The following is a 22,467-nucleotide window of genomic DNA, read 5'->3' as shown; positions in this document are numbered from 1 at the left end:
GCTCTGTTTCTGCTATGTTCCAAGGAGCAATGAGATGAACGCCATCATGACGAATTTCGACATTGAGAATGCAGAGACGCGCGGACCCCGCAAGTGGGAAGGGCTGTCTGAGATCGATCAGGCGATCCATGACAATCGTCTGATGGAGTATCGGATCAAGAAGTCTTGGGCCGATTCTTGGGGACGGAAACTCACAATCGCGGTATTTCTAGTTCTCGCGATTTTCGCCTCCTTTGTCCTCTACTGGGATGTCTTGAAGGGCTGAAACTTTACCATTCCTTGACGTCATCGGCTGCTTCCGCGCTTGCTCCATGCGCTCCTTTGGTAACCTCGTCCAGACGTCCTCTGGATCCACGGATCCGCTCGCGACCGGCATCCTGAGCGCGCAGCACTTCGTCGTGAACATTGCCCGGGTCCACCTGCGGCACGGTTCCTGAACCCCCTCCACCAATTTGGGCACGACCACGGATAGATCCGGGTCCTGTCACCGAAGGGCGCGAGATTGGCTGTCCTGGCGTCAGTACGAGCCTGTCCTCGATTCCGTCGCGCAGCTGTTCCGCGTAGCTTTCGATGAATTTGCCCTGCAGCGCCTGACCTTCCGGGCTGAGCTGGAAGGACAGGTCGTCGAAGCGGACATTGCCGTAGAAGTCGCGATTGCGTTCAATTTCGACCAAACCCCATTCGCGGTAGGCCTGTGACAAGTTTAGGCTGCCTGCGGCGCTGTTACCTTCAAAGAACGATGCCTGGCTTTCGAGGCGGTTCGCCAGTTCCTCAGCCCGCCGTGCTTCGCGACTGTAACTCTGGGCCTCGGTCAGCGAAGCGTTCATGCCACTCGCGGTCGACGAAATCGAGGAACTCGACGAGGTGCTGACGCTGCGAACAAATCCATCGCGCGTGCTCGACCAGTTCCGACTGTCCGACATCTGCGCGAGGCTCCCGAAGATGCGTGAGCGGTCTTCGGATGCGATGCCGATGTCGCTGTCAGTCCACGATTGGTTTCGCCCACCCTTCGCTCCGATATTCGCGGAAGCCACACCATTCGTCACACCAGCGCTGGCGCCGGCCTCGCCGTTAAGGAACCAGGCAACAGTAATGTCGTCAGCGGCCCTTCGTGATAGGCCGAACTGACGCTGCAGGTTGGTGGACGCCTGGTCGACCTCGCTGAAGGCGGTCTGGATGCTATCGGAGTTGGATGTGCCGGTGGCGCTCTCGAAAGCCGATCCGCGGCTGAATTGGCTGCGCAGCTCCCGGAACTTCGTGACCGCGCTGGTGGTCGATTCCGTCGCAATGTTCGCATAGCTCTCGCTGTTCGAGCGGGCCTGCGATGCCATCGTCGACAGGCGCGAGGTGAACTCCTGGCCGAGGCTGGGGGTGAAGGGATAGCTTGAGTTGGGAAGCTGGTCATAGCTGGCTTCGGGGAAACTCGTCGTCATCGAGCCCGTATCGCTGAATGTCCGGGTCTGCGCCGCGCCATAGGTGAAGCTTGGCGCGATTGTCCCTTGTGCGAACTGGCGCGTCAGAACGCTCGAATTCTCAAAGCTTGTATTGCCCAGCGAGACGTTGCCCGTGCTTGCCTCGCGCGCCGCTTCCTCGGCCGCGTTCTGGCTCGGATTGAGATAGCTTGTCGCATGGTGCGAAATCGCCATGGCGCCCTTGGCGACGCCGCCGGCCAGAAATGGCACCGAGGCGATGAGATAGCCTGCCAAAAGCCCGATATCGCTGTTCACATCGGTCATGCCGGTGAAACTCGCGAGACTGAGACCATTGCCACCGGCCACCGCGCTCATGTCCGCGGCGCCTTTGTACATCAGCATCATATGCAGGATTACGAACAGCGGTCCCCATGCCGCCAGGTAGAAGAAGCCCGTCACATAGCCTTTGAGTGCCAGCGGCCCGGTCTTGGGCAGCAGGAACAGGGGGAAGAGAACAGGAAACAGGGCGTAGAAAAGCACGGTCAGCACGACATTGAGGAGCGGCACCCACTTCATCGCGTTACTGGCAATCGAGCCATAGGTCCGTTCGGTCTGGATATCGGCGCGCGTCTGGGCGTAGACGTCGACGTTGCCCGCGCCGCTCGTTGCCGCCATCGAATGCATGGCCTGGCTCATCGCGTTGATCGTCAGTGTCTGCTTGAAGATCTCGGTCGCATTGGCCGAGACCCCGGTGAGGTACTGGTAGGCCACTGGCAAGTCAGCAAAGAGCTTGGCCTTGGCCAGGGCGGCGGTCTGGTTGGGATAGAGCTGGCGCCCGAAAACCGTACCCATGCCGTCGACCAGTCCGGCCCACTGCGCGTTCAGCGCATAATAGGCTTCGCGGCAGGTGATGATATTCGAAGTCACCTGACCGGTCCCGGTGTCGCGGGTCAGGAAGCGCTGGGCCCGCGCCTGACTGCCGGGTGCAATGGTCGTCCAGATGTCGCTGGTTTCGGCGAGCTCCTTCATTGAATAGCGGCCAAGCAGCACGTCGTAGAAGACGCATTGCCGGAAGTGCTCGTCGAGATTGGCGGCAAATTCCGGGTCGGAAATGCGCAAGGAGCGCGTGGCATCGTAGAGCCGTGCGCCGTAAATCATGCCGTTCTTCGAGTAGTTGAGATCACCCGGCAGCCCGAACACCACCTCGGCCGAACCCGTCAGATAGTCGCCGACCTGGCTCGTGAAGCTCGCCATCAGCGCAAGCCCCAGTGGCACATTGCTCACATTGGCCGGAGCAAGACTAGGGTTGAGCCGGTCGGTCACATGGACGTCGAGCCGCGGCACCATCAGGCACGAATAGATCAGCGTCGCGCCAAGGAACCAGTTGATCCAGGCCCGCCAGTCCTGATTGAACGCCAGCGTAATGGCGGAGAGGCCAAGCCCCATGACCATGACGACCTGCAGAAGGCTCTTGTAGCCCCCATTGCCCGTCCAGGCGGCGACCGCCTGAAAGACATTGACCAGGTAGTCGCCGCCGCCAACCGTAAAAATCTCGACCATGATGCTGGGCTCCCGCCGCTTTCGGCGCGCTGAAGGGGATCAGTGGGTAAGGGCGCGCGACTGCACGCCGCGCGACCAGTCGAGCGAGGCGGCCATGCCGGGCGACATCGAGGCAGCGAGCACGTTCTCGATGAACGCGGTTTTCTCGATGATCTGCATGATGGCGTTGACCTTCAGATGCGTGTTCGCCTGCCTGTCGGCGAGTGCCTGCCGGACGACATTCACCTGGCCCTGCCACATCGCGATCTTGGCTTCGTCCGCGCCGATGAAGCTCGACATCGAGCGGCCCGCCTCGCTGACGATCCGGTCGAGGACCGCGAACAGCAGGTCGACACTGGCGATCTCCGCCAGCGTCTCGCGATCGTCGGTTGGCATCCCGCGGCCATAGGCCGCCTGGACCGTCAGAATCTTGTAAAGCGGGATCGAAGCAACCTGGAGCAGCTCCTTTTGCGCGTCGGTGATCGCGGTGTCGTCATGGATTGCCTGGATCATACCAACAATCAGGGCCGCAACGCGCGGGCGCAGCGCCTTGGATGCGGGAAGGCTGAGCGACTTGAAGCCGGGATCGAGGCACTTGTCCGGCTCGTCACAGTCGAAGATCAGGACGTTTCCGTTGCTCGTCCCATCGAGCAGAGAGGTGACCAGCGTCGAGGACGCCTCCCCGACAATCGGCACGAACTTGCCCGGCTCGTCGTCCTTTGGCGGGACATAGATGATCGTGCCCAACAGCGTCATTGCATATTCGGCGAGTTCCTCGTCGAAGGTGCCATTCGGGGAGAAGAACGCGGACTTCTTGAGGATCGTCCAGGTGTAGTTTCTCGCGACAGCGGGATTGACGTCGTCATATTTGCCCGAGCCCTGCGCCGTCGTGCTCGACCGCTGGCCCTTGGTGCCGCACCCGTGCTTGGCGGCAGCATAGTCGGTGAAGATGCCTTCCGAATTGCCGATCGCCTCACAGATCGCCTTGTCGGCCAGATCGCCCTTGGGCCAGATGCCGCCCACCAGCCCCTGCGCCATTTCGCAGGAGTTGATGTTGAGGTTGTTCATGAGCTGAGCCTTCTGGCTGAACTCCTGCATGATCTTCGAGCATTCCGGGCAGACCGTGTCGATCGCCAGGCTGAAAGCGAATCCGACCGCATTGTTAGCGACAGCCTTCAGCATCGCGACGATCTCGCTCGCGTTGATGAAGCTGAAGGATCCGGCGAAGATATCGATGCCGCCGCAGCCCGCACGGGCGCGCGGCAGCTGCAGATTGGCGATGTTGGTCGTCTTCTGCGGGAAGCGCGTCCAGACGTTGCCGAGGCTGTAATAGCCTGCCGACTGACCCTCGAACGCGGTCGGCCCGTTGACGTTGGCGGCGCCGCCGACATCGTTGAGGAACGAGTCCATTGAACTGCCGACATCGGCCGATGCGCTGGAAAGGGGGAGGGTAGCCGCGAGGATCGCGGCGACGGCACGTTTCATCCTAGTAGTCACGTCCGGCTTCCTTCGATGTGAGGAGATAAATGCGATCCTGAAGCTCGTCGGCGCTCATCACGCCGTAGCCGATCGGGATGGGCTGGCCCTTGGCGGCATCCCAGAGCACCACCGCCGGCGTGATCTTGGGCTCAAGCCCCATGCGGCTGCGCTGGTTGGTCTCGACCGTGTAGTTCGGGAAATGGCGTGAGGGGCCGCCGTCGGTCGAAATCGCGCGCACCGTGATGTGCCAGGTCGAAGCGACGCTCTGGACGATCGGCGACATGACTTCGCAGGCGCCGCAGCTCTGGGCGAAGAAGTAGAACAGCCCGTAGCGTTCGGACAGCTGCGCCATGACCGCATTGCGCTCGGCATTGCGCGAGTCCTGCCACTGGCGCTTGCCGAGCGTCGAGACTGGCCGTTGGAGCGTGTAGTCGAGATCAGGATCCTGCCAGATCGCCCGCTGCCAGACATCGCTGAACAGCGATGCCCGGTCGAGCTGGGCGCGCTGGAAGCGGATATAGGCCGTCACATTGGCCGGCGTCGGCTCGAGGATCGCCTTGGCTTTCAGTTCGCGCAGATTTGCCGTGATGGCATCGAGCTGGCTCGTCGCACTCGGAGCAGGCTCGGATGTCTCCTCCTGCCCTTCGGGCGGCTTGGGCCTGGTGCAATAGAACCAGTACCCAAGGCGTCGCTCCTCGCAGTAGAAGCTGTCCTGGCTGTCGCTGGTCGTGACCAGCGGCGGTTCCTGCCCGTGTGCCGGAGCACTGAGCGCGGGCGCAACGGCGGTGAGCGAGAGGCAGGCGGAAAGCAGCCGCCGGGCGGCCTTATTGGCTGGCGCGGGCATAATAGTCCTCGATTTTCTGCTGGATTTCGGTGGCGGCCTGGAGCTCGTCGGGCAGGCGCGCGGCGTCGGTGAATTCGGCGTAGACCTCGCTGAAATCCATCTTCGAAAGATCGAGCCGCGAGAACTCGTCGATGGTGAAGCCAAGGCACTGCTCGCTCTTGGGCTTGCCCCAGGGCTTGTTCAGTTGCTGGCGGCCCTGTTCCTGCAGGATCCGCGAAAGCTTCGATTCAAAGCAGCAATAGACCTTCTTCTTGGTCAGGCAGACGCCCAGGAAGCTGTCCGAGCAATAGGTCCCGACATAGGCGCACAGGCCCTGCGCATCGCGCTGGTGAAGCAGCATTTCCTCGCGGCTGCAGCCGAGCGCGACAAGCAGCTGGATACCGGGAATGAGCGGGAAACCCTTGCCCTTGCAGCAATTGAGCACGCCAAAGACTTTGGACGAGCAGGTATTGCGCGTGCCCTTGAACAAGGTGAGCGTGTCGGGATCGAACTCGCGCCGTGCCTGGTCCATTGCGTTGAGCGCGACGACTGCATCCTTGAACTCGTCATTGGCCTCGCGCTCGATCGTCTCGCACGAGCCATCGATGCAATAGACGTCGCCGTCGCAGATGAACTGGCTGGTATCGGCAGGCTGGTCCGGGACAGGGCAGTCGTAAACCCGCTCCCAGGTTCGACAGGGCTCACCCGAAAGGCAGTCTTCGCGCACCAGCGAGCAGCCGGGCGTGCTTTCCAGCGTCTGGCAATCCTGGGCTTGCGTAAATTGGGCGCAGGTATAGCTGCGTGACCATGCCCAGCAGGGCTGGGTGACCGCGATGCCGTCGACGATCCGGGTGACGGGATCGCTGTCGGTGCATGTCTCGGTGTCCTGCTCACATGAATTGTCTGCGGCAAGACCCGCGCACTGGCTTTCATCGCGGTTCGTCGTGACGACATTCTCGCCGGCTACGGTGTAGGGCGTCGCGCCATCGACCGGTGCAGTGCAGCTCACGAGATCGACGCGCAGGTCGCCCGAGTTACAGCCCCAGTAGATACCGAGATAGGGATCGCACAGATTGATCGGATAGGACTGCGTGACCGTGCACTGCGGCGCCGGGTAGCGATTGCAATTGTAGATCGATGCCGGATCGACGCCGCTCCCGCCGACGCAGTAGTAGCCATAGACCTGCCGCTGCTCGATCGTGGCATTCAGCGTCACCGGGCAGGTTCTGGTCTCTTGGGTCGCGGTATAGCCGACGTTGCAGGTCGCCATGTAGCGCGCTGCCGTGCCGGTTCCCGGAGGCAGGGGGACGCAGCGGCCCTGGCTCCCGCTGATACTCATGCCGCTCGTGTAGGAGAGCGGATCGTCGTTGATGACATTGCTGCGCGCGACAACAGCGTCGAGGTCCTGGGGCGCGAACTGCGCACGGCGATCCATGGAATCGCGCATGGTCCGGTAGCCGGTGTTCGCCGTTGCTTGGCTTGCGGCCTCACGCGCCATTCGGTCGGGGTCGTCGAAATAGCCCGACTGGTTCGGCACACCCCCGAAATTGGGAACACGGTTTGCGTCCGGGTCGGTTGTCGCCGCGCTCTGCGCTGCGGCTGCCTGGTCGCGCCCGAACGCCTTGCCGTCGGCCTTGGCGGCATCGGTCGTGGTTTGGGCCGAGACGCTTGCCGGTAGACAGGCGCAGGCGAGGCAGAAAAGGGAGAGGAGAAGCCACTTCATGGGTCACTCCGTTGCAGGCGGGCAAGATGCTGTGATGCGAGAAGGGCGCCGGGACCGCCGCCTTGCGCGAAGGTTTCGAGCGCATAGGACACGCTCACATTGCCGCTCATCCGGTCGTGGGGTGGAACCTGGGTCCGGCAATCGAAGCCATCGCAGAGATCGAAATCGCTGCTGGTCACCACATAGGTCGGGACCGCCTCGATCCCGAAGGCGCGAAACAGACGCGGATCGATGCCGACCACGTCGAGCTTGCCGCCGTCCCCTGCGACTTTCGCGAGCGCTGCAGTCAGGGTCTTGGGGCTGCCCCCTGGGAGCCCGCGAAGCACGACCACACCGCCTGCACGGGCGACATCGTCCGCCATGGCGCGCAAGGCTGCCGGCGGCATCGAGAGCGAAGCGAAGGCGATGAAGCGGGGTGCTTCACCCAAGCCCTCGCTGGCCATGGTGGCCGCGTCGGCCACCATCTTGTCGAAGTCGAAGACGTCCTCGCTTTCTGGCCGCGCGGATCTTGCCGCCTGCTCGGTGTAGCGCTTGCCATGAGCCTGGGCTTCGGCGGCGCTGGCATTGGCTTGGCCAAGGACCGCCTCGGCGCGCGCGCGGGCACTGGCGGCCAGCGCATCGGCCTCGCTCGCCTCGACCTTGGCGCGGGCGCGTATCGCTTCGAGATCGAGCTCGGGCTCGCTCGTCTGCGCTGCGGCTCCCGCCATGGCGGCGGCGCCAGTGATCGACGCGATTACAAGGAGATGAGGGAGTATTTTCATAACGCGCAGCAGTTCCGTTTGCGCCAGACCAGATAGCCCATGTCCTCGCCGATGGCGGGATAGACCTGGCCTGCCGACATGAAGGTTGTGGATGCGCCAATGGGCGCGCAGGCGTAGCGGCCCTTGGTCTGCGGATTGGGATTGGTGGCCTGGAAGCGGTATTGCTGCTTCCTCATCACCGGCATCAGATACTTGCCGCAAAGGCCCTTGCTGCCCATCGTGCCCCAGGCAACGAGTTCGCGGTGCAGCTTGTAGGAAAAGCGGGCGAGGGCGAGCCGTGATGCCTGGACGTGCCCGATTGTCGCCGAGACATTGCCATTCAAGGGATACATGGTGCCCTGGCATCCCGCGCACCAGAAGAGTTCGTCGGTCGGGAGCTTGGCCGTCGCAGCAACGCAGTCAGCCGCACAGGCCGCGAGCGCGAGCGGATTGGCAAAGAGAACCGCTTCGGGATTGATGATCGCGGTGAGTTCGCTGTCCTGCCAGAGCGGATCGATCTCGGTGATGTAGAGAATGTCGATCGAGCCCTGTTCGAGGCACAGGAAATCGGCAACGATCTCCATCCAGTAGATCAGCGGATAGGCATACCAGTGGACATGCCACTGCGAGTTGTACTGCGTCGCGCCGCCCACCGCCGAGGGACCTGCCATCGACTTGAACCCGATGTCGAAACCGGGATCGAGCTTCATTCCGCCGAGATTGACGAAGCACCAGGGCTTCATGCTGACGTCGGCAAGGCGCACCGGTTCCCAGAAGCCCATGGCGATGCCCGGCCGCAAACCGCACAGGCAAACGGGGAGCGCCGGGTTGCTCGTGTCGGGACGGCTCGATGGCCAGATCTTCAGGCCGCCGACCGAGATCGGAAACAGGCACGACCAGCAGATGTCCGTGATCGGATTGACGAACTTGCCTGTGCAGCGGCCCGGACCGGCAGATGCCTGCGCTGGCGAAGCGGCAGCAAGGCTCAGACTACAGGCAAGGAGCGCGCAGCATATCCATGTGAGAAGACGATTTTTTCTGCTCATGACGATGCGCGCTCCTTGGGTCGAACCGGCTGCTCGGTAATGATAAGGACGCGGCCCTGCTGCTCGACGGTTGCGGGCACGGCGCGGATGCCGAAATGCTTCACGAGGCTGCCGCCCTGGTCGAAATAGAAACGGCGCTGGCGGGCCTTCATCAGTTCAAGCGGCGCGCCGCGTACGAGGATGAGTTTGGCCTTGGTGCTGGCATAGCGCCGGGTTGCCCAGGCAAGCTGCTCGGGGTCATCCCCGTCGAGGAAGACCAGCGGCACACGCAGCGGTACGGTGTCGAGCGGATTAACCCGAGTTCCGGCGGCGACGATCACCCGGCCCTTGTCGTCGGCAATGTCGCGCTCCACGCTGATCGTCGGATCAAACCGCCAGCTACGCGCCGCCGCCGCGGCATTGATCCCCGCGACTGGCTCAGGGCGGTTGACGCGCGCGATGGTGCGCCGCTTCAGCTCCTCGTTGAGCTTGGCCGTCTCGCCGGTCTTCTCGAGATGGGTGAGACGCGCATGGATTTGCTCGAGCAGGTCAGGCTCGATCACGGACCAGACCGTGCCTTGCTGGCCGTAGTCGCGGGCGCTTGCCGGCGCAGCCATCAGAAGACCGGCTACGAGGAATGTTGCGACGCGCAGCGGTGTCACAGGATCGGCCTCCCGACCCCGAGAATGCGCCTGGCGCAGATCCACCCGATTGCCGCATAGCGGCTGTCGAAGCCGTCCTTGTGTGCGGTGGTGACAAAATAGCAGCCTTGAGGCACCACGCCAGTCGGACCGAGCGCCAGCGGCTCGCCGAAACGGCTTGCTTGCTTGGCTACCGCAACCTTGCGGCCATTGACGAAGAAGCTGCGATCCTTTTCGGTCACGATATCGCCTGGCATGCCGCTCACCTTCTTGCCGAACGGCTTGGGCTTCTTGCCGAAGTGCCTTTCGAGCAGCGGCGAGGCGGGCGGATCGAACAGAATGACCTCGCCGCGCTGTGGCAGCGCGCCGCGATCGAGCCAGATCGCCCAGTATGGCAGGCTCGGACTGGCGTTGATCATCAGCGCATGGTCCTTCGAGAAGGCGGCGAGCGAGGTGAGCCCGAGCGCGGCAGCGCCAAGCCCTGCCCACAGCGCGAGGCGCCGCCCGGTGGGCGAGTGGAGGACAAGATCAGCGGCGCGCATCGGGAATGGCTCCCACGCGGCGCGCGACATCGGCGCGCACCGCTTCGGTGAGATCAGGCGTGCTGCCGGCCACCACCGCTTCAGCGACAAGGACCGTGCGGCCCTCGCGGCCCAGATGTCCGACCGAGGCTTCGACCGCCTGGAGATAGGCCTGGACGCGCATCTTGGTTTCTTCGGGCGGTCGGCCTGCGCGCGCTTCGGCTTCGATGAAGTCGCCCATGATGCGGCTCAGCTGCACGGTCACCACTTCGCGCTTGTCGAGCGCGAGCAGCTTGTCGGTGGCCCAGACGCCCCAGAGCGCCGAGCCGACCATGCTCAAACCGAGCGCGACGGCGGTCCAGTTCACCGCACCCATGCGACCGCGCAGGGAATGTGTTGCCAATATGTTCTTCACAGCTTTTCTCCCGAAAGCTCGCGCTCGAGATCGTTGATGAAGCGCGGCAGGCGCCAGACCACGACGAGCGTTGCGACACCGATGAGGACGAACTTGAACTCGTCGAGGAAGCCGACCTGGCGGCCCTGCTCGGCGCCCAGGAAACGGTCCGCAATATTGGCGAGATGGGCGAAGAAGACCCCGGCATCGCCGCCGGAAATCAGAAGGAAGAAGAGCAGCGGGAGCCCGAGCGCCATGAGGTAGCTCGAGGCGAGGAAGGTGCTGCCGCGAAGCACGATGAAGCAAAGGTCGGCGGCATGAGACCGCCAGCCCTTGATCGGCAGATCGAGGCTGTCGCTGTCGGCACGGGCATCCTGGGCCCGGTCGACCGGCGTGACGAGATGGAGTGGCATCGGTTTTGGGTGTCCTTGGATGGAGGGAGAAGTCAGGTTCGATTGGCAAAGGCGATCCGTTCGATCGCGTCGGCAAGCTGGTGGCCGCGCGCGATTTCGGCATCGATCGCGGCAAAGGTCTGGGGCGAGCTTGAGAACAGTGTCGCCGAATAGTCGTCGAGCACGAGCCGGCCGATGGCTTCGGTCTCCGGGCCCTTGATGAAGACTTCCGAATAGTCGCTGCCCGAACGCTTCAGGCTGCGGATCAGGGTCTCGGTGCGATCATCCATGTCGAGGCGCTTCGACGCCTTGAAATCGGCGATCGTCTCGGGCTTCTGTTGAAGGATCAGCATCCAGTCGCTGTTTTCCAGCGCAGCGGTCGCCCCATCGGACTTGTAATAGTCGTTGAGTGACTGCGTCGCGGTCGCGAGCGCCCCGCCATATTTGCGGCAGGTGCGGGCGTAGGTCTCGACGAACTCACCCATCGAGCCGCCCTTGAGCATCGACCATGCCTCGTCGATCAAGAGCAGTTTCCTCACCGAACGCGGGCTGCGGGTCATGGCCTGGCTGGTCATGAACATGATCGCCGAGAGCACGACGCTGCGCAGTTCCTCGCGGGCGGCGAGGTCCGACATCTCGAAGACGGTAAAGTCGGTGTCGAGATCGAGGCTAGCCTGGCCTTCGAAGAAGGCGCCATAGGTGCCGCCGGCCATGTATGGGGCAAGCGCGGTAGCGAGGTCGCTCGCGGCTTCATTGCCGAGACCGGCCAGTGCTTCGCCGACGCCGGTGATCGAGGCATCGACGCCCCGTTCGCTCCAGACCATGTTGACCGCCCGGTCGATCAGGCCGCGCTCGGTGTCGTTAAGCTTTGCGCTGTGCCGCGCCATTTGGCCGACGATCGCCTTGACCATGCCGAAGCAGTCGAGCCGGTAATCCTCGTCTTCGGCCGCGCGCTCGCCATCGATCATCGAGAACGGATTGAGGCAGAAGCCCGCCTTCATCGTGAACTCGACGAACCGGCCGCCTTGCAGCTTCACCGAATGCTCGAAGCTGCGTCCGTCGTCGATGACCACGACCTGAGCGCCAGCGCCGCGAAGCGCGGCGCACATTTCCTGCAGCAGCACAGACTTGCCCGAGCCGGACTTGCCGCAGATCGCGACATTGTGGTTGCCAGCATCGTTCTCGAACGGCGACCAGAAGAAGGGCTGGCCGCGCCGGCCCACGAACAGCAGGTGCGGATGGGCGCTGCCGAGATACTCGCCCTGCATGGGAGCGATATTGGCCGCTGTCGTCGACAGCACAGTCTTGAAGCGCTTGAGGCGCTCCATGTCCGCGCCAAGCCCATCGGCCAGCGTCATCGGCATGGCCGCGAGCAGCCCCTGGATCTGCAGGTATCGCTCATCGGCAAGATCCCAGCCCGCCGCCTTGTAGATCGACTTGATCGCGCGTTCGTCGCGGTCTCCGCGGCCGAGCGGGGAGTAGGTCGTCAGGCCATAGAAGACCCGCACCAAACGGCGGCCTTCCTGCAGCTCGGATTGCACATGCTGCCACTCAGCCGCCTGCTCGCCGATGCGGGGCAGAAAACGCGCGCTGCGCGTTCCGGCAAGGCTCGTCGTACGCATGAACTTGAAGCCGGCCTTGGCCGAAGCGGCTTCCTGGTCGGGATAGACGAGGCACAGCATCGTCGCGGCCGGGCAGGGGAAACGCAGCTTGTCGGTGAACATGTCGCCGATAAGCCGCGCGCACTCCCACGGCGCCCAGCGCTGGGGCATGTTGCGCGAGGAAAAATGCCGCACGTCGAAGGCATCGGGGTAGACCGTGCCGATCTCGGGAACGCCGTCATCGATCTTGCCCGTCGCACGAAACCGCTCGGTGACGAGCCGCATCCGGTCTTCGTGGATGACGAGCTCGATATCGTGCCGGATCGCCTGGGCCGCGATCGCGTCGTTCGGATTATAGGGCACGGCATCGTCTTGCGGCGCGGTGGTCGGCGAAGTCAGGTCGTCGATGATCGCGATCAGTTGCTGGGGCTCGACTTCGGTAACGCCCAGATTGAGCGATTTCAGCATGGCGATAAGGCCGTCGCGGGTCTGCTTGAGATCTTCGTTGCTGACTGCCTTGGCCGCAGGCACGCCGACCGAAACGATGACCTGATGGTGCCGGGCGTGAAACGGCGCGTCCTGCGAACCCGATTCCCAGACGAGACCGTAGAGCCGAAGTGCGCGGTGTCGGGCAATCGCCTCGTAGACGCCGCCCTGGATATAACGCGGCGCAAACCAGGGTGCGACGATCCGGCTGATGCGCGGGGATGCGAGATGCAGGACCTGGAGACAGGCGCCTGCCGGAAGCCCTTCGGAGAAGAACGACCCGAGGATCTCTCCAGTGCGTTCGTCCGCTCCGATCAGGGGAGTGACTGAAAGCACGAAGCCTTTGGAGCGCGCGTTGAAATAGAGCCGGCTCGCCGGATCGTAGACCCGGTACGGGAGCCAGTCCGAGAGCAGATCGAGCATCAGGGCAGGCCGGTCATGCTCGGCGTGCTCGGCATCGCCCAGAAGCCCGGTAAGGAGCCTGTCGACTATCGTCTTGAGTTTCTCGGCCATCACTTAGGCTCCTTCTGTGCCTTGGCGGCGTTCTTGGCGGCCTCGATCGCCTCGATGGTCGGGTAGATCAGCGGGGCCTTGTCGGCAGAGGGCCGAGGGGTTCGATCATGCGGGGGCTGCGCCATGTCGAACCCCTCGACCGCCGGTGCGCTCGCACCGGCAACCGCCTCGCGCGCCGTGGAGGGGAGGACCAGCGGCGAGGCAGAGGGGATGTCCTCGATCGAGGACGAAGGCTGAAAGGGCTGTCCGAGATCGAACGTCTCGGCTTCGGGCTGTTCGGCCGCGGGAAGGGTGGTGGTTTCCTCCAGGAGATCGCTCTTGGCTTGTGCGGCCTTCAACTGGCGCCTGAGCTGCCGCATCAGCGGCGGGGCGGTGTCCTCGCCTGCCTTGCGGCGCAGTTCTGCGGCCCAGCGCGGATTTTCGACCACCGCCCAGGCGACCGCATCGTCGTGCAGAGTCCCGGTTTCATCGATGTGCGCCGGAAAGACGATCCTGAGCGTACGCTCGGAAGTGCGGCCCTGATCGCCGGAAGCGACGGAAACAGGCGGACGCGGGCCGTCCTGGACCGGTCCGGTCGCGGACAAATCCCTGGTCGCGCGGGCATCGATCACCTGGCTGGGTGCGCAGTCGCCCTTGGGGGCACGGCAGGTGAAATCGCCTTCGACATTGGTGCCGAAAGTGGCGCAGCCGCTTGTCAGCACGGCAAGGCAGGCAGAGGCGAGAACACGGTGGCAAAATCCCATGACGATTATCCTTTCTTGGCCGGAGCGAGGGCGACCGCTTTTGCGGGCTTGAGGAATTCGCGGAGCACGGAAGCCGGGCGATACCCTTCAAGGATCGCGCCGTCGGACGGGCGTACGATCACCGGCGTTCCGTTGAAGCCATGGGCCTTGGCAAAGGCCTCGTTGGCATCGAGCCCGCTCGTGTCACACGGCTTCGGATTGGCGAGGGCGAGGCCCGAATAGGCCATGTGGAGGGAGACCTCGGGGCGCGGCGAGCACAGCACCCGTTCGGCATCGCGGCGGCTGTCGGCCCCGAAGATCGAAATGGGCCGCTCCTCGACGCGCGCGCCGATCGCCCTCAGTTCGGCTTCGAGCTTCTTGCAGTAGCCGCAGTGGAAATCGGAGAAGACGACGACCTGGGGGCCGTTCACCGGCCCCCAGGTGATCGCGCCGTTCGCGGGCAGGCCGGCGAGCGATACCTTCTGCGGGGTGGCGCGCGGGGCTGGCTGGCTTTCTTCGTTGGCGTTGCTCCGCCGTGCAGCACCAGCAGCCAGCAAGTCTGGGTTGAGTGCGAGGAGACGGGCTGCCGTCAGGTCTTGCCGCGCCTCCATGTCGTAGATGCGCCCGATCACCAGATATTTGGCCGCGCGATCGACGTAGAACAGCGTCGATTTCGAGGCGACTTCGCACAGGCCGCCAAGGCCATCGCAGGTGATGGCGTCGATCGGCGTCTTCGGGAGGCGCAGCTTGAGCGCGGCGCGCACCTTTGCCGTGTCGGGAGCCTGAGCCGGGGAGGCGAGGCTGGCCACGCCCCAACCCGTTGCGGCTGACAGGGCGACGACGGCAGCAACGGTCGCCACCGGTCGCAGCCATCGCCGCGGCTTGGTGGGGGTTGGATCATTTGTGGCGGGGGTCATTGGGAGTTCCTCACGTAGACGCCGTCGAGGAAGACGATCTCGACATCGATGCCGGTCGGCATCTCGACGACGGGTTGGTATTGTTCGGCGCGCTCGATCAGATATTTGCTGACCGTATCGGCGGCATCGGCAGCGCCCTGGCCGAGCCCACCGCCGAGGATGTCGCCGGCAGAGAGCTTCGAGCGGGTGCCGTCAGCATTGGTTGTGACGCCCGAGAAGACGCTGTTGGCGTTCGCCGAAAAGCCGCGCCCGAACCCGCCGACAATCCCGGCAAGCAGAGCCTGGCTGACAAGGCTGCCCTCGCGGCTGACGACACGGCCACGCACGCCCGATTTTCCGGCAAAGCTGATGAAACCCTTGACCTCGCTCACCGCGACGCGCCCGCCGGGCTGGTCGCAGGTCATCCGGGCCAGCTTCACATAGACCTTCTCGGACGAGAGATCGCCGCGTGCTGCGCCATTGACGATGCAGCCCTGAAGCCGCGTGGTCAGAACCTTGCCGTTCTGCATGACGGAGCGCGCCGGACCGGTAATGCGCAGCACGACGGGCAGCGGATCGGTCTGGCTCGCAACGCCCGCCGACGCATCGACGCCGACGATGACCTTGGCCGGAGCATAGGAATTGGGCGGCAGATAGTCCGGCGAGTCCTCGACCACCACCGGCGGCGCTTCCGGGCGAGCCGCCCTGAGGCCGCTTGCTCCTGCTTTGTCGGCGGTGAAGCTCATGAGTTTCACTTCGCCGGGACCGGGCAAGCCGGTTTCGCTCGCGCCCAGCGCAGCACCCGCAGGAGCAGGCTGAACCGGTCGACCGCGCGCATCATAGCCACCCGCCTGCGGGCCATAGGCCGGTGGCGGCAGGCTTGCGGCTGCCGGGGCGGCCTGGCTGGCGAGGCGCGACTTGAGATCCGCGTTCTCGGCAGAGATCGCATCGATCGCAGCTTGGCCGTCGACCCGCATGGCCTGGTTTTCCGCCTTGAGTGCGGCAAGCTGGGATTCGATTTCCTTGCGCGGGAGGCTCGCATCCTTCATGGCCTTCTGCTCGCGGGTCACGGCATCGAGACGATTGCCGTAGGTCGCGACGAATTCACGCTGCGAAAGGTCGCGATTGATGAGTCCTGCCGTGTCGATGGTCTGCGCGGCGGTGGGATCATCGCTCTTCGCGTTGTCGTCGCCGCCCAGGATGAACCAGCTGCCGCCGACAAGCGCGAGTGCGCCCAAGGAGCCAAGCAGAAGCTTCTGCCGCCGTGCGGTCTTCGCGTTGAGGCTGGTTACTGGCGACGGCGATGCCGGATCGGCCTGTACCGGGGTTGAGATCGAGGGAGCATCAGTCATGGCCCAACCCTCCGTTTGAACCGACGATGAAGGCGACCGTGCTTTCTCCCGATTTGAGAGTGGGCTGGGCGATCGAGATTGCGAGTGTCTGGGAGGACGCGAGATCCGCTTCGGCAAGCGTCAGCGGCTTGCGGCCACGGTTCGCCAGGCGGATGACCTTTCCGGCAAGCGCGCTGCCGCGGTAATCGGCGATGAGCTGGATTTCGAGATCGCCGACCCGTGCTGGAAGGGCTGAGGATTGCCGGACTTCGAAGCCATCGACCGTCTGGTCATTGGCCATGGCCTGGATGAGCCGCACTGCGCTCGTCTCCAGCGGCGTTTCTCTTTCCCAGCCAGATGCCTTGTTTGTCGCGATCGCCGGGTTGGTGATGAAGACCTGCACTGCCGGGACAGGCTCGACCTGGCAGGAAACTTTGTAGACGAAGCCCTTCTTGGTCGTGGCGAAGAAGCTGATCGAGCGGGCCGCATAGGTTTCGGGCACCGACACATAAATGTCGCCGCGCAGCGGTTCGTTGGTGACCGCAAAATCGTTGTAGGGCGTGCCGGTCGAGATCTTCGACACGCTGGCAAACTGGTCGTCGATAAGCGCGAAGCGCGTCAGCTCGCGGGCCGACACAGCGCATTCGATGCTCGCTCCGTCTGCAGCCTGTTTGAACTGGTCGGCGGCCTGCGCGCCGCTCCCTGAAAATGCGAGCATGGTACTGGCACAAAGAGCCAGGCTCCACGCGCGCGTCTTGCGTCGGTAAGCCATCACTGGGCCTCCTTCGTTGGGTCTTTGGGGGGCAACTGGCTGAAGCCTGACAGCGCGAGACGCAGGCCCCGGTAGGTCCAGTTGAAGCGGAAACGGCGTTCGTCGCTCGCGATGACCTGGGCGCCGACAAAGGTCTTGAGCGTGCCCGTCACATCGGAAGTCAGCCCCTTGGGGTCGACGGTCATCGACCGGATGACGAAGGCCTGGGTGACATCCGAACCCCGTTGCTCTTCGACGATCCGGACGAGCTCGGCCTTGAGGCGGCCATAGCTTGCGGGATCTGCCAGCTTCAGGATTTCGTTCATCCAGTAATCGAGGCCCTCGGGGCTGCGATTGAGGAGAACGAGCGCGGCATCGCGGGTCACGAGTTCGAGATAGTCGGCCTCGACCCCCGCGCTGCTGACGGTCAGCTGCTTGGGGAGCGTTGGAAGGAGCACGACTTCGCGGTCGCGGGTGGCAGCAAGGCTGACCGCTACGACGAGCGCAATACCAAGTCCGGCGCTGGTGAGCGCAAAGAGGTTGCGCTGGCGCAGCAGCGACTGCTGACGCTCGTGTGAAATGTCTGCAAACATGGATATCTCCCCTCAACCGGCGAGCAGGCGGCAGTGGGAAGGCGGCGTCGATTTTAGGCCCAGCAATCCGGCCGGCAGATACCAATAGGCGGCATGGGCTACCCAGGAGCTGGCGCGTCCTGCTTTTGCCTTTCGCAGCGCGAACCAGGCGCCGAAGGCAACGATGATGCCGATAAAGATATGCTGGCTGAGGATCCCCCAGGTGAAGGGGATGAGCATCCCGGCGAACTCGTCGATGGTCCAGAAGCCGATGAGCTCCGGATCGTCGAGCCGACGCGGGATGATATATGGGTCTGCCATGGCGACGCGCCTTCCCGTCCGATGCGTCAGATGACCGCGGTGACGACCGAGGTGACGATCGGAACACCCGTGCCGACGCCGATGCCGACACCGACAGGAACAGCGACCTGTCCGAGCGAGAACCGGCCCGAGGCGAGACCGATGAGGCCGCCTGCAAGGCTGAGGACGGTGATGATCTTGCCGCCCGAGCCTTCGAGGAAATCCGTGAATTTCGTGAGGGCAGGGGTGAAGGTCGTGTCGGCGCCGGCGTAGGCAGCGCTGGCGGCCAGTGCTGCGACCGCAAGCGGTACTGCAATGGTCATGGCCCGCCCGAACTTCGAGGGGTTGTGATCAATGGCGCCGGAACGCCGGGAGAGGGTGAGAGACTGCATATGGAGCTCCATCTGGAGGGGTGAACCCAGCGTTGTTTCGTTCGCTGTGTGTTCCACATGCATCTAGGAAATCGATGTAGGAAAGTCGGATTGCCGCTGGAGCTGAAGTGGCGGACGGATATGGACGCATCAATTGGTCAGCGTCGGCGATAATACGCAGAAACAGCGGTTTATATCGCAATCAACGTCGACGAATCCCGACAAGCGTGGCGGTGATTGTCGGCGACTCGGGCCTAGGGGATGATTCGCCTAGAAACGAGATGTTCCGCAAATGTTCTTTTCATTTTCCTACATGGATCACGCGCGATATGGCTACGACTCAGTTCCTCATCGTTGGAGTTTTTGTCGATGCACCATCCCGCGCCATTTCGAGGCGAAGCCAACACCAGTCTCGCGCACATCCTCGCACATGCAATCGAGTCGTCTGACAAGCCCAAGCACCAGATCGCTCGGGAAGTCGGGATCCACCGCGAGACATTGCTTCGTGTGATGCGCGGCGATCGGCCGATCGGCCTTGATGAAGCCGCGCGCGTTCTCGATGTCTGCGGCGCTTTTCCCCGCGCCAGCATGATTCTCGCCTTGGCAGGTCAAGAGGATCTCGCCTGCGAATGGATGCGCAGCGAAATGGGGGAGTTCCTCGAGGACTTCTTCACGGCCTTGCCAGGTCAGCTCGAACGCACGCTTGGGCGACGCGTCGAGGATTTGCGGCCCCGGTGGGCGAACGGCACTTCGCAGCTCGTTGCCCGCATGCTTGCCAAGCACATTGATGATTTTGCTAACCGCGACATTTCGATGTCGCTGCCGCGCTGATCCAATTCACCTCGGAGAGGACCGAGGAATTGACCCGACAGGAACGATCATGAATGCACAGCCCCAGCCTACCGAGGACGGCGCAAGCGCTGACCAGGCTTCGCCACTAGGCCCCCCGCCAGCCCGGCTCTTGCGGCTGCCCGAAGTCATCGACCGGGTCGGCCTGCGTCGTTCGTCAATCTATCAGCGGATGAGCGAAGGGCGCTTTCCCAAATCCCGCTCGCTCGGGCCCAAGTGCACTGTGTGGGTTGAGGAGGAAATCGACGCGTGGATCAGATCAATTGCGGACAAGCCGCATCGAGACGTTCTGTAAACTATCCCGAAAGAAATCATCGCGCTAAGTTGCGCGCATGGTTTATCGATACCCGGCAGGCAATCCTCTCCATCCTGAAGCCTTGAAAGAGAAGCAGCGTGCGCTTCGCGACGGCTTTTCAACGCCACCAACCCTTCGGGCTCATCGCTCACTATCGTGGCTTCGTCGGGCCGAAGCAGAACAGGAAGAACAGGACGTTCGCTTCATCCTGCTCTGGATCGGGTTCAACGCTGCCTATGCCGGTGACGTAGAGGCCTCGGCCAGCAGCTCAGCGCCAGAAGGCGAGCGTGGGCTGTTCCAATCGTTTTTCTCGACGCTCGTAAAGTTCGATGGGCGCCACCGTGTCTACGACGCGGTTCGGGAGCGGTTCACTCAGGATATCCGCCTCCTTCTCGACAATCTCTATGTCTACCATCCTTTCTGGCAGCATCAGAGGGGTGTATCAGGTTACGAGGACTGGGAGCAGGAACTCGAGCGGGGTCGCTTAGCTTTCAATCACGCCTTGCGCGAACATGACCTGACCCTGACCTAACCCCCTGATTTTCCTCCACGCTGGATTAGAGTCCGCACCTGAGAGAAGGAAGGACGAGATGAAGCGAACGAGGTTTTGTGCTTTCACGCCTACGGTTCCGAAGGAGCAGATCATTGGCGTGCTGAAGGAAGCGTGGCGGGAGCGAAGACCGCCGAGCTCGCCCGCCGGCACGGTGTGTCGGAAGGGACGATCTACAGCTGGAAGGCGAAGTACGGCGGGCTGAAGGTGTCCGAGGCGAAGCGGCTGCGTTCGCTCGAGGACGAGAACGGCCGGCTCAAGGGGTGCTGGCTGATGCGATGCTGGACAACGCTGCGCTGACCCGAACGGCGGCGCAGCCAACGATCTCCTGGCAAAGAAGTTTTGACGCCCGCCGCTCGCTCATCTCCAGGATTGTCAGGTGATGAGCGAGCGGCGGGCGTGCCGTATCATCGATGCCGCTCGCAAAAGCGTGCGTTATCGTTCCACTCGGGACGATAATGCCGATCTGCGCGAAGCTGCGCGATCTGGCCAACCAGCGTCGCCGGTTCGAATATCGCCGTCTGCACATCCTGCTGCGCCGGGAGGGCGTTATGATCAACCGCAAGAAGACCCAGCGCCTCTATCGTGAGGAGGGACTGGCGGTCAGGCGACGCCGGAGCCGCAAGCGTGCTGTTGGAACACGGGCACCTGCTCCGGTGCTGGCCCTGCCGAACCAGCGCTGGAGCCTTGAGTTGGACGCTGCCCGCCCCTCTCCGCTTCGCTCCGATCCGTGCACGATCGGATGGCGCCAGGAAGGCGGTTCCGAACTCAACTTGGTCGATGACGTGACCCGGGAGTGCCTTGCGGCGGTGTCGGACATATCGATCTCAGGCGGCCGTGTCGTGCGCCAGTTGACAGAGCTGATCGCACAGTGCGGCAAGCCGGGGGTGATCGTCAGCGACAACGTCCTAGGTCGGGAAGCAGCGGCGGAAAACGGCCAGCAGGTCTCGTTGCGCCGATCATGATCAGCGCTGATGTCGTTCTGATCCAGATGGCTTCCATCGTCAAGGAATGCGCTCTCGGCCATAGCAAACACAGGATCCAGCGGCCGCATCGGTCGTGGTCCTCACCGTCCTTAAAATGAGATGCGGATGCCAGATGGAAGGCCCGAACATTATCTACAGGGTCGCCGCAGCGCCCTCACGGCACGACAGAGAGGGGTCCTTCCATCTGGTGTCCGCCCGTTCGACGAACGGACGGTACTCGGCTCCCGTCTTGATGACGGCATGCGCGACGCGCGCCATCTTGGCGGTGAGTGCGGTCATCGCCTTGCGGCGGCGATCAGGGTCGTTGCCGTGTCCGGCCACATAGCGACCAAGCTTGTCGCGGAAACTGTTGTCGCGTTGGCGGATGGCAACCTGGGTAGCCATCCAGAAGGTGCGCCGTAGCCGGGCATTACCGTACTTCGAGAGCTTGGTACGCCCACGAAAGGTGCCTGACTGGCAGGTCGCAAGATCAAGCCCGCAGAACTTGAGGAACTGGCGATGGTGGGCAAACCGGCGAAGGTCGCCGGCCTCGGCGAGGATGGTCAGCGCGTTGATCGGCCCGATCCCGGGGATCATGCGCAGGAGCTGGTAATCGCGGTTGTCGCTGAGCAAAGCATGGGCAGTTCGCTCGATCTCGTCGCGTTGCCGGATCAGGCTGCGGGCCTGAGCGATGACCATACGGAACATGGCGATCGCGATGGAATCCTCATCGACCGGGAGCGCCACCGAGGCGCAGGCCGTCTCGTAAATATCGTTGAGCAGCCGGGCCTTGGACACCTTGCGGCCGACCAGGCCCCATGCCTCGCGCGTGAAGGCCTCCTTGCCGAGCGTGATCATGCTGGCCGGGGTCGGGAACCGCTCGAGCAGGGCCAGGAACCAGTCGGACCGGCTGTTGCCGGCGAAACGTTCGATCTCCGGAAAGTACAGCGGCAGGTAGTGCGTCAGGAGGCGATGCCACGTCTGGGTCTTGGCCTTGGAGATCGCCTCGTGCGTCTTTGACATCTCCTGCAGATCGTTGATGCCGGCGGCGAGTGGATCGACGTAGCGTTGGGTGGCACCGATCCGCAGCATGTGCAGGATTACCTGCGCATCCTTGGAATCGTTCTTGTCCCAGCCATTGTGCAGCGCCTCGCGGGTGCGGGCCAGGGCAACCGACGAAATCAGCCGCAGCTCGAAACCCGCCGAGAGCAAGCGATGCGCTAGGGTGCGGTGGTAGTTGCCGGTGGCCTCGAAGCCGACGATCACGGGACGAGCGACATCCCCGAGCTCCGAGGCGAGACGATCATAGTCCGCCTTGGTCGCCATCACCGTCATCCGCCGCCGGCGCCCACCTTCGGGGCGCTCGATCAGCACCTCCTGGCGGTGCTTGGACATATCGATGGCTACCAGCACGGCGTCGGCGGGAGTAGAGGTACGCTTGGTCATGGTCGGTCCGTCTCCAAAGTGTTGAGTCGACAACTTCACTTTTAGAGACCTGCTGGCCGGTCATGACCGCCTTGATGAAGGCGGCGGGCGCTACGCACCCTTGCCTTCATCAAGGCGAAGCGGCCCTTCG

Annotated in this window: 22 protein-coding genes and 2 pseudogenes; 5 read left to right on the top strand and 19 right to left on the bottom strand. The window is 63.4% G+C overall.

All coding sequences use genetic code 11. The features are described from left to right. Positions 1–34 precede the first annotated feature (34 nt). On the top strand, positions 35–265 hold the full coding sequence (locus HWN72_RS09980; protein ID WP_211150200.1) for a hypothetical protein: 231 nt from the start codon (positions 35–37) through the stop codon (positions 263–265). 4 nt (positions 266–269) lie between these two features. Here the strand turns inward: HWN72_RS09980 and HWN72_RS09975 are convergent, their stop codons facing one another. Genes HWN72_RS09975 through HWN72_RS09890 form a run of 18 tightly spaced genes read right to left on the bottom strand, consistent with a single transcriptional unit; the run spans position 270 to position 18,253 of the window. After that, on the bottom strand, positions 270–2,972 hold the full coding sequence (locus tag HWN72_RS09975; protein WP_211150199.1) for a conjugal transfer protein TraG N-terminal domain-containing protein: 2,703 nt from the start codon (positions 2,970–2,972) through the stop codon (positions 270–272). A 39-nt stretch (positions 2,973–3,011) separates the two neighbouring features. After that, positions 3,012–4,436 carry a conjugal transfer protein TraH gene (locus HWN72_RS09970; protein WP_211150210.1) on the bottom strand — a complete coding sequence of 475 codons (1,425 nt, stop codon included), beginning with the start codon at positions 4,434–4,436 and terminating at the stop codon, positions 3,012–3,014. Between the two features lies 1 nt (position 4,437). After that, a complete protein-coding gene (locus tag HWN72_RS09965; protein ID WP_211150198.1) occupies positions 4,438–5,274 on the bottom strand; it encodes a conjugal transfer protein TraF in 837 nt (278 codons plus the stop codon). Next, a complete protein-coding gene (locus HWN72_RS09960; protein WP_211150197.1) occupies positions 5,255–6,976 on the bottom strand; it encodes a conjugal transfer protein TraN in 1,722 nt (573 codons plus the stop codon). Before HWN72_RS09960 ends, HWN72_RS09965 begins: the two co-directional genes overlap by 20 nt. Then, a complete protein-coding gene (trbC, locus tag HWN72_RS09955; protein ID WP_211150196.1) occupies positions 6,973–7,737 on the bottom strand; it encodes a type-F conjugative transfer system pilin assembly protein TrbC in 765 nt (254 codons plus the stop codon). The genes HWN72_RS09960 and trbC overlap by 4 nt, the downstream gene beginning before the upstream one ends. Beyond that, positions 7,734–8,762, bottom strand: coding sequence for a conjugal transfer pilus assembly protein TraU (gene traU / locus HWN72_RS09950; RefSeq protein ID WP_211150195.1), 1,029 nt, complete (start codon positions 8,760–8,762; stop codon positions 7,734–7,736). The genes trbC and traU overlap by 4 nt, the downstream gene beginning before the upstream one ends. Beyond that, positions 8,759–9,403 (bottom strand): type-F conjugative transfer system protein TraW, encoded by a 645-nt coding sequence (traW, locus tag HWN72_RS09945; RefSeq protein WP_211150194.1) that lies wholly within the window; start codon positions 9,401–9,403, stop codon positions 8,759–8,761. Before traW ends, traU begins: the two co-directional genes overlap by 4 nt. Further along, positions 9,400–9,924 (bottom strand): S26 family signal peptidase, encoded by a 525-nt coding sequence (locus HWN72_RS09940; protein WP_062902906.1) that lies wholly within the window; start codon positions 9,922–9,924, stop codon positions 9,400–9,402. The genes traW and HWN72_RS09940 overlap by 4 nt, the downstream gene beginning before the upstream one ends. Further along, the gene (locus HWN72_RS09935) at positions 9,911–10,318 is read right to left on the bottom strand and encodes a type-F conjugative transfer system protein TrbI (protein ID WP_062902905.1); all 408 of its coding nucleotides are present in this window, start codon (positions 10,316–10,318) and stop codon (positions 9,911–9,913) included. Before HWN72_RS09935 ends, HWN72_RS09940 begins: the two co-directional genes overlap by 14 nt. Then, the gene (locus tag HWN72_RS09930) at positions 10,315–10,710 is read right to left on the bottom strand and encodes a hypothetical protein (RefSeq protein WP_211150193.1); all 396 of its coding nucleotides are present in this window, start codon (positions 10,708–10,710) and stop codon (positions 10,315–10,317) included. The genes HWN72_RS09935 and HWN72_RS09930 overlap by 4 nt, the downstream gene beginning before the upstream one ends. Positions 10,711–10,742: 32 nt before the next feature. Next, positions 10,743–13,289 (bottom strand): type IV secretion system protein TraC, encoded by a 2,547-nt coding sequence (gene traC, locus HWN72_RS09925; RefSeq protein WP_211150192.1) that lies wholly within the window; start codon positions 13,287–13,289, stop codon positions 10,743–10,745. Then, a complete protein-coding gene (locus tag HWN72_RS09920; protein ID WP_211150191.1) occupies positions 13,289–14,032 on the bottom strand; it encodes a conjugal transfer protein TraV in 744 nt (247 codons plus the stop codon). Before HWN72_RS09920 ends, traC begins: the two co-directional genes overlap by 1 nt. A gap of 5 nt (positions 14,033–14,037) precedes the next feature. Then, a complete protein-coding gene (locus HWN72_RS09915) occupies positions 14,038–14,928 on the bottom strand; it encodes a DsbC family protein (protein WP_211150190.1) in 891 nt (296 codons plus the stop codon). Further along, complete coding sequence (locus HWN72_RS09910) at positions 14,925–16,259, bottom strand: TrbI/VirB10 family protein (RefSeq protein ID WP_211150189.1); 1,335 nt, start codon at positions 16,257–16,259, stop codon at positions 14,925–14,927. Before HWN72_RS09910 ends, HWN72_RS09915 begins: the two co-directional genes overlap by 4 nt. Next, a complete protein-coding gene (locus HWN72_RS09905; RefSeq protein WP_211150188.1) occupies positions 16,252–17,010 on the bottom strand; it encodes a type-F conjugative transfer system secretin TraK in 759 nt (252 codons plus the stop codon). The genes HWN72_RS09910 and HWN72_RS09905 overlap by 8 nt, the downstream gene beginning before the upstream one ends. Further along, positions 17,010–17,582 carry a type IV conjugative transfer system protein TraE gene (locus HWN72_RS09900; RefSeq protein ID WP_211150187.1) on the bottom strand — a complete coding sequence of 191 codons (573 nt, stop codon included), beginning with the start codon at positions 17,580–17,582 and terminating at the stop codon, positions 17,010–17,012. The genes HWN72_RS09905 and HWN72_RS09900 overlap by 1 nt, the downstream gene beginning before the upstream one ends. 12 nt (positions 17,583–17,594) lie before the next feature. Next, on the bottom strand, positions 17,595–17,882 hold the full coding sequence (gene traL / locus HWN72_RS09895) for a type IV conjugative transfer system protein TraL (protein WP_007013892.1): 288 nt from the start codon (positions 17,880–17,882) through the stop codon (positions 17,595–17,597). A gap of 26 nt (positions 17,883–17,908) precedes the next feature. Further along, on the bottom strand, positions 17,909–18,253 hold the full coding sequence (locus tag HWN72_RS09890) for a TrbC/VirB2 family protein (RefSeq protein ID WP_109807671.1): 345 nt from the start codon (positions 18,251–18,253) through the stop codon (positions 17,909–17,911). A 348-nt stretch (positions 18,254–18,601) separates the two neighbouring features. On the opposite strand from HWN72_RS09890, the gene HWN72_RS09885 reads away from it, so the two are divergent. From HWN72_RS09885 to HWN72_RS09870, 4 genes and pseudogenes are all read left to right on the top strand, one after another. Continuing rightward, positions 18,602–19,063, top strand: a complete 462-nt coding sequence (locus HWN72_RS09885) for a transcriptional regulator (protein ID WP_211150186.1) — start codon at positions 18,602–18,604, stop codon at positions 19,061–19,063. Next, entirely contained in the window at positions 19,020–19,376 is a 357-nt protein-coding gene (locus HWN72_RS09880) for an AlpA family transcriptional regulator (RefSeq protein ID WP_309141563.1), read from the top strand. Before HWN72_RS09885 ends, HWN72_RS09880 begins: the two co-directional genes overlap by 44 nt. 37 nt (positions 19,377–19,413) lie before the next feature. Beyond that, positions 19,414–19,908 (top strand): hypothetical protein, encoded by a 495-nt coding sequence (locus HWN72_RS09875; RefSeq protein ID WP_013832782.1) that lies wholly within the window; start codon positions 19,414–19,416, stop codon positions 19,906–19,908. Between the two features lie 58 nt (positions 19,909–19,966). Further along, positions 19,967–20,831: pseudogene (locus tag HWN72_RS09870) on the top strand (transposase); the annotation flags it as partial. 209 nt (positions 20,832–21,040) lie between these two features. Here HWN72_RS09870 and HWN72_RS09865 read toward each other — a convergent pair. Further along, positions 21,041–22,337 (bottom strand): annotated as a pseudogene (locus tag HWN72_RS09865) (IS110 family transposase). Positions 22,338–22,467 lie beyond the last annotated feature (130 nt).

Source organism: Novosphingobium sp. HR1a, from assembly GCF_015594425.1.
GTDB lineage: Bacteria > Pseudomonadota > Alphaproteobacteria > Sphingomonadales > Sphingomonadaceae > Novosphingobium > Novosphingobium resinovorum_A.
The sequence above is the reverse complement of the archived record's forward strand: the minus strand, read 5'-3'. Positions and strand labels throughout refer to the sequence as shown.